Origin of the sequence: Lysobacter niastensis, assembly GCF_015453285.1 — a bacterium.
GTDB classification, from domain to species: Bacteria; Pseudomonadota; Gammaproteobacteria; order Xanthomonadales; family Xanthomonadaceae; genus Lysobacter_J; species Lysobacter_J niastensis.
The window spans coordinates 335,514-351,091 of sequence record NZ_JADLZT010000001.1 but is presented as its reverse complement, the minus strand read 5'-3'; the positions used below and the strand labels follow the sequence as shown (position 1 = coordinate 351,091).

At 66.3% G+C, this 15,578-nt stretch carries 13 protein-coding genes and 1 pseudogene; 11 read left to right on the top strand and 3 right to left on the bottom strand.

The features are described from left to right. The first annotated feature begins 221 nt into the window (after positions 1-221). The 6 genes from fusA to IU514_RS01555 all read left to right on the top strand — a co-directional run bounded on the left by fusA (position 222) and on the right by IU514_RS01555 (position 6,728). Positions 222-2,261 (top strand): elongation factor G, encoded by a 2,040-nt coding sequence (gene fusA, locus IU514_RS01580; RefSeq protein ID WP_194929306.1) that lies wholly within the window; start codon positions 222-224, stop codon positions 2,259-2,261. Between the two features lie 74 nt (positions 2,262-2,335). Beyond that, on the top strand, positions 2,336-3,667 hold the full coding sequence (locus IU514_RS01575) for a DUF2272 domain-containing protein (RefSeq protein WP_194929305.1): 1,332 nt from the start codon (positions 2,336-2,338) through the stop codon (positions 3,665-3,667). Positions 3,668-3,820: 153 nt separating this feature from the next. Then, positions 3,821-4,822, top strand: coding sequence for a cupin-like domain-containing protein (locus tag IU514_RS01570; protein ID WP_194929304.1), 1,002 nt, complete (start codon positions 3,821-3,823; stop codon positions 4,820-4,822). Positions 4,823-4,944: 122 nt separating this feature from the next. After that, positions 4,945-5,511: a DUF1439 domain-containing protein gene (locus IU514_RS01565; RefSeq protein ID WP_194929303.1), complete on the top strand. Its 567-nt coding sequence runs from the start codon at positions 4,945-4,947 to the stop codon at positions 5,509-5,511. 1 nt (position 5,512) lies between these two features. After that, on the top strand, positions 5,513-6,229 hold the full coding sequence (locus IU514_RS01560) for a Cif family virulence factor (protein WP_194929302.1): 717 nt from the start codon (positions 5,513-5,515) through the stop codon (positions 6,227-6,229). Between the two features lie 4 nt (positions 6,230-6,233). Further along, complete coding sequence (locus IU514_RS01555; RefSeq protein ID WP_228760398.1) at positions 6,234-6,728, top strand: PIN domain-containing protein; 495 nt, start codon at positions 6,234-6,236, stop codon at positions 6,726-6,728. Here IU514_RS01555 and IU514_RS01550 read toward each other — a convergent pair. From IU514_RS01550 to IU514_RS01540, 3 genes and pseudogenes are all read right to left on the bottom strand, one after another. Then, positions 6,710-8,935: a DUF5916 domain-containing protein gene (locus IU514_RS01550; RefSeq protein WP_194929301.1), complete on the bottom strand. Its 2,226-nt coding sequence runs from the start codon at positions 8,933-8,935 to the stop codon at positions 6,710-6,712. The genes IU514_RS01555 and IU514_RS01550 overlap by 19 nt on opposite strands. Before the next feature lie 246 nt (positions 8,936-9,181). Next, the gene (locus tag IU514_RS01545; protein WP_194929300.1) at positions 9,182-9,982 is read right to left on the bottom strand and encodes a 3-hydroxybutyrate dehydrogenase; all 801 of its coding nucleotides are present in this window, start codon (positions 9,980-9,982) and stop codon (positions 9,182-9,184) included. A 224-nt stretch (positions 9,983-10,206) separates the two neighbouring features. Beyond that, positions 10,207-10,668 (bottom strand): annotated as a pseudogene (locus IU514_RS01540) (SET domain-containing protein); the annotation flags it as partial. A 126-nt stretch (positions 10,669-10,794) separates the two neighbouring features. Here IU514_RS01540 and IU514_RS01535 point away from each other — a divergent pair. The 5 genes from IU514_RS01535 (at position 10,795) to sufD (ending at position 15,573) form a co-directional block, all read left to right on the top strand. Beyond that, entirely contained in the window at positions 10,795-11,334 is a 540-nt protein-coding gene (locus IU514_RS01535; RefSeq protein ID WP_194929298.1) for a c-type cytochrome, read from the top strand. A 105-nt stretch (positions 11,335-11,439) separates the two neighbouring features. Next, entirely contained in the window at positions 11,440-11,895 is a 456-nt protein-coding gene (locus IU514_RS01530) for an SUF system Fe-S cluster assembly regulator (protein WP_194929297.1), read from the top strand. A 16-nt stretch (positions 11,896-11,911) separates the two neighbouring features. Next, positions 11,912-13,360: a Fe-S cluster assembly protein SufB gene (gene sufB, locus IU514_RS01525; RefSeq protein WP_194929296.1), complete on the top strand. Its 1,449-nt coding sequence runs from the start codon at positions 11,912-11,914 to the stop codon at positions 13,358-13,360. A 136-nt stretch (positions 13,361-13,496) separates the two neighbouring features. Next, the gene (sufC, locus tag IU514_RS01520; RefSeq protein ID WP_194929295.1) at positions 13,497-14,276 is read left to right on the top strand and encodes a Fe-S cluster assembly ATPase SufC; all 780 of its coding nucleotides are present in this window, start codon (positions 13,497-13,499) and stop codon (positions 14,274-14,276) included. 1 nt (position 14,277) lies between these two features. Further along, positions 14,278-15,573 (top strand): Fe-S cluster assembly protein SufD, encoded by a 1,296-nt coding sequence (sufD, locus tag IU514_RS01515; RefSeq protein ID WP_194929294.1) that lies wholly within the window; start codon positions 14,278-14,280, stop codon positions 15,571-15,573. The last annotated feature ends 5 nt before the right edge of the window (positions 15,574-15,578 follow it).

Genomic DNA, 15,578 nt, shown 5'->3' with positions numbered 1-15,578 from the left:
CAGCCTACCGGTTGGGTCGTGAGAGGGGTGGCAACCCGTCGCCGGACCGGCCAATGCCTCGCGACCGCTTGACCCGCCCCGAGCCTTGCGGGAGGCTTGCGATCCCGGCGCGATGCCGGCCCCGCCATGACCGCCCGCCGAGCGCCTGCTCGGACGGCAGGGCTTCCGACGCGGACAGCCATGACGGCCTCTTTCGACCCAGTCCAGGGAGAGACGGCCTCATGTCGTACAGCACAGCATCCATCCGCAACGTGGCCTTGGCAGGCCACCCCGGCGCCGGCAAAACCACGCTGTTCGAAGCCCTGCTGCAAGCCGGCGGCGCACTCCAGACGGCAGGCAGCATCGAACGCGGCAGCACGGTCTCCGACTTCGATCCGATCGAGAAGCAGCGAGGCCACTCCATCGACGCGGCGATCGCGAGCATCGACCACGCAGGCATTCATGTGAATCTGATCGACACGCCCGGCTACCCGGATTTCCGCGGTCCGGCGCTGTCTGCGCTCGGCTCGGTGGAAACGGTGGCGATCGTGGTCGATGCCGGCAGCGGCGTCGAATACGGCACGCGCCGGATGATGGAGTACGCCAAGGGCCGAAACCTCTGCCGCGTGCTGGTGATCAACAAGATCGACCACGAGGGCGCAGCGGCCGCACGCGTGCTCGACGACCTGCGCGAAGCGTTCGGAACCGAATGTCTGCCGCTCAACCTGCCCGCCGACGGCGGCAAGCGCGTGATCGGTTGCCTCGGAAACACGGCCGGCGACAGCGACCTCGGCCCGGTCTCCGACTGGCACCAGAAGATCATCGACCAGATCGTCGAGATCAACGAGTCGGTCATGGAGCACTACCTCGACCTCGGCGAGGAAGGCCTGACTGGCGAGGAACTGCACGACGCGTTTGAGCAGTGCCTGCGCGAAGGACACCTGGTGCCGGTGCTGTTCTGTTCCGCCCGCACGGGCACTGGCGTGAAGGAACTGCTGGAGGTCGCCGAGCAGTGGTTCCCCAATCCCGCCGAGGCGAACGAGCCCCCGTTCGAGAAAGGCGCGGAGCGCCAGCGCATCCACGCTTCTCCCGATCCGAAGGCGCATGTCGTCGCCGATGTCTTCAAGATCATCAACGACCCCTTCGTCGGCAAGCTCGGCATCTTCCGCGTCTACCAGGGCACGGTGAAGCGCGACACGCAGTTGTTCGTCGATGACGGGAAGAAGCCGTTCAAGGTCGGCCATCTGTTCAAGCTGCGCGGCAAGGACCACGTGGAGATCGAGCAGGCCATTCCCGGTGACATCGCCGCGATCGCGAAAGTCGACGACCTGCATTTCGATGCGGTGCTGCACGACAGCCACGACGAGGATGAGATCCGCCTGTCCCCGCTCGACTTCCCCAAGCCGATGTTCGGCCTCGCGATCGACGCAGCCAGCAAGGGCCAGGAGCAGAAGCTGACCACGGCCCTGCACAAGCTCGCCGAGGAGGACCCATGCTTCGTCGTCGAGCATGAGATCGAAACCAACGAGACCGTCATCCGCGGCCTGTCCGACCTGCACCTTCGCATCAATCTGGAGCGCCTGAAGGACCGCTACGGCGTGGAGGTCAAATCGCGCCCGCCGCGCATCGCCTATCGCGAAACCGTCAGCGGCAAGGCCGAGGGCCACCACCGCCATAAGAAGCAGACCGGCGGCGCGGGCCAGTTCGGCGAAGTGTTCTTGCGCATCGAGCCGTTGCCGCGCGGCACCGGTTTCGAGTTCGTCGACGAGGTCAAGGGCGGCACGATCCCGGGCCAGTTCCTGCCCGCGGTCGAAAAAGGCGTGCGCCAGGTCCTGCGCAGCGGCGCATTGGCCGGTTACCCGATCCAGGACGTGCGCGTCATCGTCTACGACGGCAAGCACCATCCGGTCGACAGCAAGGAGGTCGCCTTCGTCGCCGCCGGCAAGAAGGCCTTCCTCGACGCGATAGGCAAGGCGCGGCCGCAGGTGCTGGAGCCCATCGTGGACCTGGAGGTCAACGCGCCCGAGCAGCACATGGGCGACATCAGCGGCGGTCTGGCGAGCAAGCGGGCACGCATCAGCGGCACCGACTCGGTGCGCAACGAGATCATCGTGCGCGCGCAGGTGCCCTTGTCGGAACTGGAAGGCTATGCCGCCGAACTGAAATCGGTCACGGCCGGACGCGGGCGCTACTCGCTGGACTTCAGCCATTACGAGCCGGTCCCGGCCAACGTCCAGCAGAAGCTCGTGGAGGCGTACAAGCCCAAGGCCGACGAGGATTAGCGCAACCTTGGCGCGATGCCGGCTTCACATGGCGTGACCGAAGCTGGCATCCCTCCCCGCCGCCAGGATGCGCGATGCGACACTGCCTCAGGGACCTCCCGGTCGTGGTACTGCTGGCGGCGGCACTGGTGGCGGTCGTACCGCCACTCGCACGGGCCCAGGTTGCAGGGACGAGCCGCACGATTCCCAACTTTCTGCGTCCAGCCGGATCGCCTGACCCGGCACTGCGCGTCCAGTACACGCGCAGCACGCCGATGATGGTGCGGACCGGCCCCGATACTTACGAGCCGCTGTACCGGCGCGAGGGCAGCGGCTACACCCAGGCGCTCGCACCCGGCTATACCACGGCAATCAGTTCGTGTCCGTCGATGCCCGCTGCCACCGGCGATCCGCGCACGCGGATGATCGACCTCGCGGCCGCGGAATGGGCCTACTTCGGCCTGCCCGTGCTGGATCTGTCGGTGGAGCCTGCGGCGATCGTGCCGCGTCTGGTATCGCCCGGCGAAGTCATCGACATCATCTCCTCGCGCAGCAACGCCTCGATCGGCGATCGCGTGCTTCGGCACGCGCCGCGGCTGGGCATGATGGAAGACGACAGCGCGGTGCGCGCGACGATCGCCGGCTACTGGGCCGCCACCGGCAGCGAGGAAGCGTTGCGCGTGCAGAGCGTGGTCAACTACGGATGGAATGAGGCCGGATGGGCGATGCCGTGGTCGGCGGCGTTCATCTCCTGGCTGGCCTGCGAGGCGGGCTGGGCGCCCCAGCAGTTCCGTCGCAGCGGCTCGCATATCGACTACGTGCTGGCGGCGGTACGCGCGCGCGATGGCAACGATCCGTCCCATGCCTACGTCGCCTATGACGTCGGCGAAACCATCCCGGCTGCAGGCGACCTGATCTGCACCGCGCGCGGCACGAGCACGTTCTCGTCGATCGCCGACGTCCGCGGCATGACCAGTGGCTCGCTGGGATTGCATTGCGACCTCGTGGTCAAGACCGATCCGGAGCACCGCCGGCTCTACGGGATCGGTGGCAACGTCAACCATGCCGTGACGCTGTCGATCATTGCCACCGACGCGCAGGGCCGGCCGCTGACCGACCGCGACATCGCCGGCGCGAATCGCTGGTTCGCCGTGCTCAAGCCGCGACAGGGAGGGACGGCCGCGCACAATCTGGACGGCACGCCGGCGGTGCAATTTCTTTACCGCAACTACGTGCGTTACGCGACCGGCACGCGCGCACCGCCGCCGCTGCCATTGCCGCCGTCCGCCCCAGTGCAGAAAGCCGACGCTGCGGCGACTGCGAAGCCCAACAAGAAGACGAACAAGGGAAAGTCCAAGGCCGCGTCACCGACTGCCAAGCCGGGTTCGGCGAAACCGCAGCCCGCACCGCCGACGCCCGGGAACTGAGTCCGCGCCGCAACACCCGCACCCCTCACCCTATACATCCCCCGCCGCGCGAACCTTGGGCCGTCGCCGCGGTGATAGATTCACAGCCTGTTCCTGATTCTGTTGCGTCGCGCGGCTCGATTCGCATTCCTGCCCGCGACACGGGGAGTACACGTGGCCGCTACTTTCGCGAGCGAACATACCGATGCGGGCCACCAATTCGCCGTGTTCGACGAGGGCGACCGCGATCGCTTCATCGCCTCGTTCGGCGACCGCGCCTTCCTGCTGCACCACCGGCTGGCGGACAATCCGCTGTTCTCGCTGCCACGCCTTGCCGTCGCCGCGGAGCGGATGATCCATGCTGGAATAGGCAACCGCTTCAGCGTCCGTGATGGCGGGTACGACGTCGCCAAGCCGTACTCGAGCGAAGTGGAGCGGCCGAAGTCGCTATCGGCGTTCGAAGAGCTTCGCGACTCTGCCTTGTTCATCAAGCTGAGCAACGTCAGCGCGGTCGATCGGGATTACGACGATCTTTGCCAGGAAGTGGTAGCCGATACCGAAGCCTTGCTCGGGCACACGATCCTGGGCGGCGTCACGATGGTCCATCTTTCGATGTTCATCGCCTCGCCCCACCTGGTAACCCCCTACCACATCGATCATGACGCGAACTTCCTGTGCCAGATCTCCGGGGAGAAGGACGTCTACCTGTTCGACCCTCATGATCGCGAACTGTTGCCGACAGACGAGATCGAACGCTTCTATCTTGGCGAAACCAACGCGGCCCGTTACCGCGAGGAGTTCCAGCCTCGCGGCCGGTGCTTCCGGCTGGTGCCGGGGATGGGAGTGCACCATCCGCCGCTGGCGCCGCATTGGGTCCGCAATGGATCGGACATCTCGATCAGTGCGAGCATCCACATCTGCGCACGCGATCTGGATCGGCGCGCGCACGTTCACCAGATGAATCGCATCCTGAGGAAAGCCAGGCTGCATCCGCGACCGCCGGAGCAGTCCCAGTTGCTGGATTCGATCAAGGCATCGGGCCTGGAACTGCTGGGCAAATCCCATCCGACCTCCAGCCGCGACATCATCTACTCGGGTGTGGATCGGCTGGCCAAGGGCCTCAACCAGGTGCGATCCGTGGCGTCCAGGGCCAGGAGCTGGGCACATCTGCCGTAGGTCCGTCCTCCGCAGTAAGTCAACCCGGCCTTGTAGCAGGATCGGTCCCATCGTTTGCAATCCGCGGCTATCGCCGCTCAGCTGTCGCGCGTATCGTTCGGCCAGTCCTGATGGAGCCTGCGATGAACGCGCGACGCCACTTCCTCTCCCTAGCCGCCGGCCTGCTGGCCGTGGGCGCCTTGCTGACCGGCTGTTCGACCGTCGGCGCCCTGCTCGGAAACGACGTGAGCTTCAGCCAGCAGCAATTGCAGCAGTCGTTGAACCGCAACTTCCCGAAGCACTACGACAAGCTCGGCGGACTGGTGTCGATGACGCTGATGAACCCTCGCCTGTCGATCCCGGAAGGAAGCAGCCGCCTGCGCCTGGACTTCGACATCGGCTTGGGAGCGCTGGGCAGCGACAGCAGCCAGCCCTCCGGCCGCTTCGCCCTGAGCAGCGCGCTGCGCTACGACCCGTCGACGCGGGGGCTGCACTTGGACCAGCCGATGATCGAAAATGTCGACGTTCCGGCGCTGGGGGGCGTAATGAACAGCAGCTCCCGCGCCCTCCTCAATGCCTGGCTCAGCGATTACTCGCGGCAGGAGCCCGTGTACCGCTTCGATAACAGCCTGCTCGACAGGCTCGGTTCGCGCCGCATCGGTGCGACCGAGATCTCGAACGGGCACGTGACCGTCCACCTCGATCAATGACATGCACCTCCAACTCCGGCCCCTGTTTGCCCTGCTCTGCCTGTCCGTACTGCTGACCGCGTGTGGCGGCGACAAGAAGGCCGCCGCCCGCGTGGACGGCGTTGCCGATGAGGCGCTGCCGGCGCCGCAGGCCAATGCCCGCGGCAGTGTCACCGGCATGCCGGACAAGCCAGGACCCGGCCAGGTCGGCCTGCCGCCGGAAGTTCAGCCGCAGGAAATCGCGCTGGACGAGAACGGCAATCCGATCCTGCCCGAGAGCACGGCGGAGGACGGTTCACCGCTGGGAGACGGCACGGCCGCCACCGTGGACGACGCCGGCGGCGCTGAAGCGCCGGCAGCTGAGGAACCCACGCCTCAGGATGCCGTGGCCGTCGTGCGCGACTACTACGCGGCCATCAACAGCCGCAATTTCAACAGTGCCTATGCACTGTGGTCCGACAACGGCCGCGCCAGCGGCCAGTCGCCGCAGCAGTTCGCCAGCGGCTTCGACAACACCAGTGGCGTATCCGTGGAAATCATGGCGCCCAGCCGGGTCGAAGCCGCGGCCGGATCGCGCTTCGTCGAAGTGCCGGTCGCCTTCACCGCCACCGGACAAGACGGCCGCGAGCGCCGTTTCGTCGGCGCCTACACGTTGCGCCGCGCCGTGGTCGACGGCTCCACGGCAGAACAGCGCGCCTGGCGCATAGCCTCCGCCGACCTGCGCGAAGTCAGCCAGTAAGCCCATGGAAGACCGGCCGGCCGCATCCGGCGAAGGTGGCATGGCGCAGATCGTGCCGCGGATCGTGCTGGACACCAACGCCTGCCTGGACCTGTTCCTGTTCCGCGACGCGCGTGCGGCGGCACTGCTGGCGGCGATGCGGTCGGGCGAAGTAGCGGCGGTGACCGACAGCGCGTGCCGCGAGGAATGGCTGAGGGTGCTGCGCTATCCGCAGCTCGCCATCGACGATGCCGCGCGCGGCGCGGCGATGTCGGCCTTCGATGCCCTGGTGCGATGCGTGGATGCGAAGGAGCCTGCCGGCGCCACACCGTTGCCGCGCTGCGCCGATCCAGACGACCAGAAGTTCCTGAGCCTGGCGCGCGACGCCGGCGCGCACTGGCTGGTCAGCCGCGACGACGAACTGCTCAAGCTCGGCCGCCGGACGCGCCGCGACGGCCTGTTCGGGATCATCGAACCGTGCAGCTGGCCGTCGGTCGGCGATCAGATCTCGAATCGGTAGCTCAGCTTGACCAGCAACTGCTCGTCGTCGCGCAGTTCCAGGCTGTCGCGCACGAGGTCTGGCGTTTCCTCGGAGATCGGCAGTTGCTCGTAGCCGCCTCGACCGTAGACGACGTAGAGGTACGACAGCGGCGCCAGCTCGTAGCGGTAACGGACCTGGAACCCGAGGTTGCGCACGCTGAAGTCGTCGATCGGGTCCGCGGTGGGGATTGAGTTGCCAGCAGCGTCGACCCTATAGCCCTGCCTCAACTGCGCGTCCAGCCCGATCGCCTGCAGCTTGACGCGAAGCTCGTGACGGTCGGTCATGATCCAGTCGAGGCCGGCGTTGAACTGCAGCCAGTGCTCGTCGAACTCGCCGATCAGGTTGTCGTTCTGCCAGACCAGCCAGGCGGGAATCTGCTCGTAGTACACGCCGCCATAGACGCTGAAGGCATCGTTGATGAAGTAGGTCGGGGTGGCCTCGACATCGAAGCCGATCTTGTCGTTCCCTGCGATGCCTCCGGTGAACACGTCGGCCAGGACCTCGAACCCCCAGTCGCCCTTGCGCGGCCGGTCGTATTCGTAATGCGCATTGAAGCTCGGCGGCACGTTCACCGAACCGTGCCCGCGCGTCAGCAGGTCGCTGACACCGGCACTGTTCACGTTGAGCTGCATGTACTCGAAGCTGCCGTTGCGCAGATTGCCCTGCCGGCTGATGCGGAACTGGTTGGACAGACGCTCGCCGTGGTCGTTGTGGTTGGTGCTCGCGCGCCAGCGCCATTCCTTCGATGCATAGCGCGACTCCGCCGGCAGGTCGGCGAAGCGCCGGCGCAACTCCCAGTGGCCGTAGTTGGTGCTGTTGCGAGACAGGTAGCCGAAGTCATTGATCTGCAGATCGTTGCCGAAGTGCATGCCGATCCATTCCTGGCGCCAGCCATCGTCCATCTCGTACTTGATCCAGGTGGTGAAGCCCGAATCGCGCGTGGTCTCGCCGGCCTGGTCAATCTGGCTGCCGATCACGCGCGTCTGCAGGCTCAGCCGCTCGGTCGGGCGCCAGTTCTGGTCGATGCCGGCCACCGTCGCCTCGCGATCCAGGAACGGCCGGTCGACGTGGGTCACCATGGCACCGAGATTCTGCGTGGTGAAGTCGCGCACCACCCGGAGCGCGGCGAACGTACGGCCTACTTCATCCGCCTCTTCGGCGGCGAATACGCCGTACTTGGTCGCGCCGAAGCTGCCGTTGAGCTTGACCGCGCCGGTGATGTCGCCGGCCTCCCCGCTGTGGTCGTCGGCGGGCGCGCCAACGCGCCGTGTGTACAGCAACTGGCTGAAGTCCGAGGGCGTGGTGAACTCGAAGATGCCCTGGTTCTCGGTGAAGAACGGGCGCTTGTCGCTGATGAACGCTTCGGTGGCGCTGAAGTTGATGACCAGGTCGTCGCTCTCGACCTGGCCAAAGTCCGGGTTGAGCGTCGCGGTCAGCTGGAACTGGCCGTTGGGCTTCCAGAAGATGTCGGCGCCGGCATCGAAGTCGCTGGCGTGCGCGACGTTGTCGTACAGGCCCGACGCATAAGGCGTGATCGCCAGCAGCGACTGGCTGTACAACGGGATCTCGAGTGGCGAGAAATCGGACATGAAGCGCGGGGTCTCGAAACTCGCCGCCGGCCAGGCCGAGCGCTCGCCGGTGGAGCCGATCACGCGGTCGAGATAGACCTTGATCCTGCGCATGCCGTTCTCGCCGTTGCGCATTGGCGCGGTGTACCACGGGATCAGCATCTCGACATTCCAGCCGGCCGCGTCCTCGCTGACCGCGTGCAGCCACTGGCCGTCCCAGTCGTCGTTGAACTGGTTCTCGTTGGTGACGACCGAATCGGCGATACCTCCGGTCGAGGCGATGGTGAAGTCGTAAGCCGTGCGGCCGTCGCCGTCGAAATCGACCATCAGGTTCACGCGGTCGACCTGCTCCTCGAAATCGCGCTGCACCTTCTGGCGGGTACGCGTTTCCGGCGGCTGCAGGTTGCGGAATGCGACGGCGAGGCCGTCCGGCGTCGCAAGCACCCAGGCTTCGGTCGCCAGCGTGCCGGGCTCGCGCGACAGCGGCTGGGTCTTGCGGAAATCGGTCACGTGGTGCGCGCCCTGCCACTCGGCGGGGTCTATGCGGCCATCGATCTCCACCGCCGCCGCGGGAGCGGACAGGGCAGCCAACAGGGACAGGATCAACAGGGCACGCATCGTTCGGAGTTCTCGCCAGGCGGGGGAAACGGCCGCCGTCGGGCCCTCGTCGAATGATGAGGGGCCCTTGTGCAGCCGTACTGGGATGTTTGTCGTGGCTCAGGGCGCGAACGCGCTCGAGCGGTGCGCAGACTAACCGCGCACGGGGGAAGTCACCGACTGGCTTTAGTCATGGCAACCAAACGGTTGCCAGCGGCATCGCAAGATGCTTGGCGATGCGGTTCTGTGGGCAGATATACGGCCTTACTACTGCATGTGCCAGCCGTGGCTGACCACGAAGCTTTGTCCGGTAAGCGCGGCGGTCGGGAATTCCGTGAGGAAGCGCACGGTCTGGGCGACGTCCTGCACCGTGGTGAAGATGCCATCGACGGTATTGCCCAGCATCACCCGGCTGACCACCTCCTCCTCGCTGATGCCCAGTTCACGGGCCTGCTCGGGGATCTGCTTGTCGACCAGCGGCGTGCGGACGAAGCCCGGGCACACCACGTGGCTGCGCACGCCATGCTTGGCGCCTTCCTTCGCCAGCGTGCGCGAGAGACCAAGCAGGCCGTGCTTGGCGGTCACGTACGCGGACTTGAGCGGCGAAGCCAGGTGCGAATGCACCGAGCCCATGTAGATCACGACCCCGCCACGGCTCTTGCCCGACGCTCCCGGGCCGTACATGTGCGGCAGCACGGCCTTCGTGGTCAGGAAGGCGCCGTCGAGGTGGATTGCCAGCATCTTTTTCCAGTCGGCATAGGCGAACTGCTCGATCGGGTTGACGATCTGGATGCCGGCATTGGACACCAGGATGTCGACCCCGCCCAGTTCGGCTACGACGCGCGCGATGCCGGCGTCCACCGCTGCCTCGTCGGTCACGTCCATCGCCAGGCCGATCGCACGGCCGCCGTTTTTCACGATGTCCGCCGCGACGGACTGGGCACCGGCCTCGTTCAGATCGGCGATGGCGACCGCGGCGCCGCCGCGGGCCAGTTCAAAGGCAATTTCCCTGCCGATGCCGCTGGCCGCGCCGGTGACGACCGCGACCTTGCCCTGGATGGCGCTCATGGAGACTCCTGCAACGATGACGGATGGCGACACGCTGCGCGTGGCGCATGACAGCAGTGTCGCAATGCCACGCCTTGCCGCGCCATTGCCCGTTGGTACGTGCCGCGCCGCCGGGCGAAGGCCCGGCATTGGACTCAGCCGTTACGGGCCTGGGCCTTCAGTTCTTCCTGCTTCCTGGCGGCCTTTTCCAGCTTCTTGGCGCGCTTGGCTTTCTTCTTCTCGCTCTTGGGCTGCAGCATGGTGCCGGTGCAGTTCGGGGAGCCGCAGCGGCATTCCCAGATCTTCTTCAGCTCCTTGGTGTGCTTCTCGTCGAGCGTGATGCCGTAGTTGTAGGACAGTTCCTCACCGGGCTGGATGGTACGAATCGCCTCGATGAAGACCCGGTCCTTGCGGCGGTCGTCGCCGTCGTCCTCGTCCAGCACCGCTTCGCAGTTGGGCGAGCAGCTGTGGTTGATCCAGCGCGCGGTGTTGCCCTTGAAGTTCGCGTCGATGACGTACTCGTCGTTGAGCGTGAACAGGAAGGTATGCCCGGAATCGATCTCGCCGCTCTCGCCGGCATCGACTTCCTCGTGGGTACGGCGCACGCCCTTGTATTCGATGATGCGTTCGCCCTTGGCGATCGGTGCGACAGCGAAGACGCCGTTGCCGTGGATGGCGGAACGACGGGCGACGACTTTGCGCGACATGCAGACTTCCGGAGGAAAGGATCGGGTGGTCATTCTCACCCGGATCGGCGTGCAGCCGCCATCGCATTGACCGGTTTGGCGCACGAGTCGCGTTGGCGACGTATCTCCAAACCAAAAGCAACTGCAATGAGAACTCCCCTGCTCCTTGGCCTGTCGCTCACAGCCCTGGCCATCGTGATCGCTCTCCAGGCCACCGGCAGCGCCCACGAGCCCACCTCCCCTGCAGCGTCGCCCGCTCCGGCGGCCGCCTCCGATCTGATCGCCCGTGGCGAGTACCTGATCCGCACCAGCGGCTGCAACGACTGCCACACCCCCGGATATCCGGAAAGCCAGGGGCAGATGGACAAGTCGCAGTGGCTGCTGGGCTCGCGGGTGGGCTTCAAGGGCCCCTGGGGCACCACCTACGCCAGCAACCTGCGCCTGCGCGCGGCCGGCATGGACGAGAAACAGTGGATGGACTACACGGCCAACCTGCGCACCCGGCCGGTCATGCCGGACTTCAACGTACGTGCCATGAACGAAGATGACCGCCGCGCCATCTACCACTTCATCAAGTCGCTGGGCCCCGACGGCGAAGCCGCCCCAGCCTACCTCCCACCCGGCCAGAACCCGACCGCCCCGTACTACGAACTGGTCCTTCCGGCCGCGGTGCCTCCGAAAGCCTGAACAGGCCTGACCGGCCGCCGACTGAACCACCAGGAGCCGGCGCTTGGCCGCGGGAGGCCGAAACCGTACAATTCCGGTACGGATTAACCGCCTCCCCCAAGCGCCATGCTCCGCGTCACCAGGCTCACCGACTACGCGACGGTCGTCATGACCGTTCTCGCCCACCATTCCGACGCTGTCCTCAGCGCCTCGGAACTGGCTGAACGCGCGGGTCTTGAGCCGACCACGGTCGCCAAAGTGCTCAAGCCGCTGGCGCAGGCCGAACTGGTCGAGGGGTTCCGCGGGGCCAATGGCGGCTACCGCCTGGCCCGCGCCGCCGAAGCGATCGGCCTGTTGGAGATCGTCGAGGCGATGGAAGGGCCGCTCGGTATGACCGAGTGCAGCGTCCATGCCGGCAATTGCGGCATCGAGCAGTCCTGCGGTGTGCGCGCCAACTGGCGGCGCATCAACGACGTCGTGATCGATGCACTGCGAGGCGTGACCCTGGCGCAGATGCTGGCTCCGCCCCCTCCCCCCGAAGACACGGCCAGGCGCATCGAACTGCACCTGGCCAATGCTTGACGCAGTAGGCAGCCCGATGGCCACCGAAGTAATTGAAAACCGCGAAATCCATGAGCAACTCGGCCGCAAGTACGAGGCCGGCTTCGTTACGGATATCGAATCCGACAGCCTTCCTCCCGGCCTCGGCGAGGACATCATCCGCGCGCTCTCCGCCAAGAAGGACGAGCCGGAGTGGATGACGGAATGGCGCCTGGCCGCCTACCGGCACTGGCTGACCATGCCGATGCCGCACTGGGCCAAGCTGAAGATCGAACCGATCGACTTCCAGGCCATCAGCTACTACAGCGCGCCGAAGGCCAAGTACGCCTCGCTCGACGAAGTGCCAAAAGAACTGCTCGACACTTACGAGAAGCTGGGCGTGCCGCTCCATGAGCGCGCCAAGCTGGCCGGCGTCGCCGTCGACGCCGTGTTCGACTCGGTGTCGGTCGGCACCACCTACCGCAAGGAACTGGCCGAGAAGGGCGTCATTTTCTGCTCGATGTCCGAGGCCATCCGCGAGTATCCCGAACTCGTGCAGAAGTACCTCGGCAGCGTCGTCCCGACGGGTGACAACTACTTCGCCGCGCTCAACTCGGCGGTGTTCTCCGACGGCAGCTTCGTGTTCATTCCCAAGGGCGTGCGCTGCCCGATGGAGCTGTCCACGTACTTCCGCATCAATGCCAGCGAGACCGGCCAGTTCGAGCGCACGCTGATCGTCGCCGAGGAAGGCAGCTACGTCTCCTACCTCGAAGGCTGCACCGCGCCGATGCGCGACGAGAACCAACTGCACGCGGCCGTCGTCGAACTGGTCGTGCTGGACGACGCCGAGATCAAGTACTCCACGGTCCAGAACTGGTACCCGGGCGACGAGGAAGGTCGCGGCGGCATCTACAACTTCGTCACCAAGCGTGGCGAATGCCGAGGTGCGCGCAGCAAGATCAGCTGGACGCAGGTCGAAACCGGCTCGGCCATTACCTGGAAATACCCGAGCTGCGTGCTGCTGGGCGACGACTCGGTCGGCGAGTTCTATTCGGTCGCGCTGACGCACCATCGCCAGCAGGCCGACACCGGCACCAAGATGATCCATGTCGGCAAGCGCACCAAGAGCAAGATCATCAGCAAGGGCATCAGTGCCGGCCGCGGCCAGAACACCTATCGCGGCCTGGTGAAGGTGCTCGGCAACGCCGAGGGCGCGCGCAACCACACCCAGTGCGACAGCCTGCTGATCGGCAAGAAGTGCGGCGCGCACACCTTCCCGTACATCGAGGTGAAGCACCCGAGCGCGACCGTCGAGCACGAGGCGACCACCTCGAAGATCAGCGAGGACCAGCTGTTCTACTGCCGCTCGCGTGGCATCGGCGAAGAGGACGCGGTGTCGATGATCGTCGACGGCTTCTGCAAGAGCGTCTTCCGCGAGCTGCCGATGGAGTTCGCGGTTGAGGCGAAGAAGTTGCTGGAAGTGTCGCTGGAAGGGTCGGTCGGCTGATCGCTCCTGCTTTTCCCTTCTCCCGCAGCGGGAGAAGGGGCCCGAAGGGCGGACGAGGACCGCTCTTTCGCAAGGTCCTCATCCCAACCCCTCTCCCGCACGCGGGAGCGGGGCTCAAGACAGAATCGGAACGAACATGCTGAAGATCGAAAACCTCCACGTCTCCGTAGCCGGCAAGGAGATCCTCAAGGGTCTCACGCTGGAACTGCAGCCCGGCCAGGTGCACGCCATCATGGGCCCGAACGGCGCCGGCAAGTCCACGCTCGGCAACATCATTGCCGGCCGCGAGGGCTACGAAGTGACGTCGGGCTCGGTGACGTTCGAAGGTAAGGACCTGCTGGCGCTGGAGCCGGAAGAGCGCGCTGCGACCGGCGTGTTCCTGGCGTTCCAGTACCCGGTCGAGATCCCCGGCGTGAACAACACCTACTTCCTGCGCACCGCGCTCAATGCCCAGCGCAAGGTGCGCGGCGAAGGCGAGCTGGACTCAATGCAGTTCCTCAAGCTGGTGCGCGAGAAGCTGGCCGTCCTGCACCTGAAGGATGAGCTGCTGCATCGCGGCGTCAACGAAGGCTTCTCGGGTGGCGAGAAGAAGCGCAACGAGATCTTCCAGCTCGCCCTGCTCGAACCCAAGCTCGCGATCCTCGACGAGACTGACTCGGGCCTCGACATCGACGCGCTCAAGGCAGTCGCCGATGGCGTCAACGCGCTGCGCTCGGCCGACCGCGCGTTCCTCGTCATCACCCACTACCAGCGTCTGCTCGACTACATCCGCCCGGACGTGGTGCATGTTCTGGCCGACGGCAGAATCGTCGAGACCGGCGGGCCTGAGCTGGCGCTGGAGCTGGAGCAGCACGGCTATGCCTGGGTGAAGGAACGCATCGCTCCGGAGCACACCGCACCGGAAACGGCGGCCTGACATGAGTGCCCTGCTCGACTCCTTCGCCTCTGCCTTCGACGCGCTCGCCACGCGCGACGCTGCCGGCCTTCGCGACAGTCGCCGGGCCGCGCTCGACGATGCGCTGCGCGACGGCATCCCGCACGCGCGCGTGGAATCCTGGAAATACACGCCTCTGCGCTCCCTCGAGCGCCGCGCGTTCAAGGCATCCGACGCCGCGACCGCCGCCTTCGATCCGGCGCTGCTGGCCGGCATCGCTGCGCCGCGCATCGTCTTCGTCAACGGCCGATTCGATGCAGTACACACCGACACCAGCGGCCTGCCGGCGGGCGTGACGCTGCGCGCGCTGTCTCAGGTGCTGGCGGAGGGCGAACCGCGCGATGCCAACTTCCTCGCCCGCAAATTCGAGCGCGCCGACGAGATCTTCGCCCGCATCAACGCCGCTCTCGCCGATGAAGGCGCCGTGCTCCGCGCCGAGAGCGGCGCGCGCGGCACGTCGCCGGTGAACCTGGTCTTCATCGGCGCCGCCAGCGAAGGCGACCGCGCATGGCATCTGCGCCACCTGGTCGAACTTCGCGATAACGCGGAATTGACCGTAATCGAGCATCACCTCGGCGATGGCGCGCACAGTCACCTCGCCAATGCCGTCATGCACGTGCACCTGGGCCAGGGCGCGGTTCTGCAACATGCCCGCGTGCAGGACGAAGCCGCCAGCGCGAGCCTGTTCGCCCGCACCGATGCGGTCATGGCACGCGACGCCGATTACCGCCGTCTCGACCTCGAGCTCGGCGCAGGCCTGTCGCGCCACGAGTTCAACGTTGCGCTGCACGGGAACAGCGCGAAGCTGCACGCGAACGGCGTCCTGCTCGCCAACGGCAAGCGCCACCTGGATACGCGCCTGGGCATCGACCACGTCGGTCGCGACACAGCGTGCGAGTTGACCTGGCGCGGACTCGGTGCCGGACGCTCCAAGGCTGCCTTCCATGGCGGCATCCTGATCCGTGAGGGCGCCGACGGCACCGCCGCTACGCTGTCGAACAAGAACCTGCTGCTCAGCGCGGGCGCTGAGATCGACACGCAGCCGGTGCTGGAGATCCATGCCGACGAGGTGCAGGCCGCGCACGGTGCGACGGTCGGCCAGCTCGACCAGACCGCGCTGTTCTACCTGCGCAGTCGTGGCGTGCCCGCCGAGCAGGCGCGCTCGCTGCTGACCGCGGCGTTCTGCCGCGAGACGCTGGCCGTGTTCGACGACACCGCGCTGCGTGATGCATTGGCGGTCCGCCTCGACGCGGCGCTGAACCGGTTGGAGGCCGCATGAGCCGG

Bases quoted from the DNA above. Each gene is read 5' to 3' on its own strand.
- fusA (WP_194929306.1), top strand. From the start codon at position 222: ATGTCGTACAGCACAGCATCCATCCGCAACGTGGCCTTGGCAGGCCAC.
- IU514_RS01575 (WP_194929305.1), top strand. From the start codon at position 2,336: ATGCGACACTGCCTCAGGGACCTCCCGGTCGTGGTACTGCTGGCGGCG.
- IU514_RS01565 (WP_194929303.1), top strand. From the start codon at position 4,945: ATGAACGCGCGACGCCACTTCCTCTCCCTAGCCGCCGGCCTGCTGGCC.
- IU514_RS01560 (WP_194929302.1), top strand. From the start codon at position 5,513: ATGCACCTCCAACTCCGGCCCCTGTTTGCCCTGCTCTGCCTGTCCGTA.
- IU514_RS01555 (WP_228760398.1), top strand. From the start codon at position 6,234: ATGGAAGACCGGCCGGCCGCATCCGGCGAAGGTGGCATGGCGCAGATC.
- IU514_RS01550 (WP_194929301.1), bottom strand. From the start codon at position 8,935: ATGCGTGCCCTGTTGATCCTGTCCCTGTTGGCTGCCCTGTCCGCTCCC.
- IU514_RS01545 (WP_194929300.1), bottom strand. From the start codon at position 9,982: ATGAGCGCCATCCAGGGCAAGGTCGCGGTCGTCACCGGCGCGGCCAGC.
- IU514_RS01535 (WP_194929298.1), top strand. From the start codon at position 10,795: ATGAGAACTCCCCTGCTCCTTGGCCTGTCGCTCACAGCCCTGGCCATC.
- IU514_RS01530 (WP_194929297.1), top strand. From the start codon at position 11,440: ATGCTCCGCGTCACCAGGCTCACCGACTACGCGACGGTCGTCATGACC.
- sufB (WP_194929296.1), top strand. From the start codon at position 11,912: ATGGCCACCGAAGTAATTGAAAACCGCGAAATCCATGAGCAACTCGGC.
- sufC (WP_194929295.1), top strand. From the start codon at position 13,497: ATGCTGAAGATCGAAAACCTCCACGTCTCCGTAGCCGGCAAGGAGATC.
- sufD (WP_194929294.1), top strand. From the start codon at position 14,278: ATGAGTGCCCTGCTCGACTCCTTCGCCTCTGCCTTCGACGCGCTCGCC.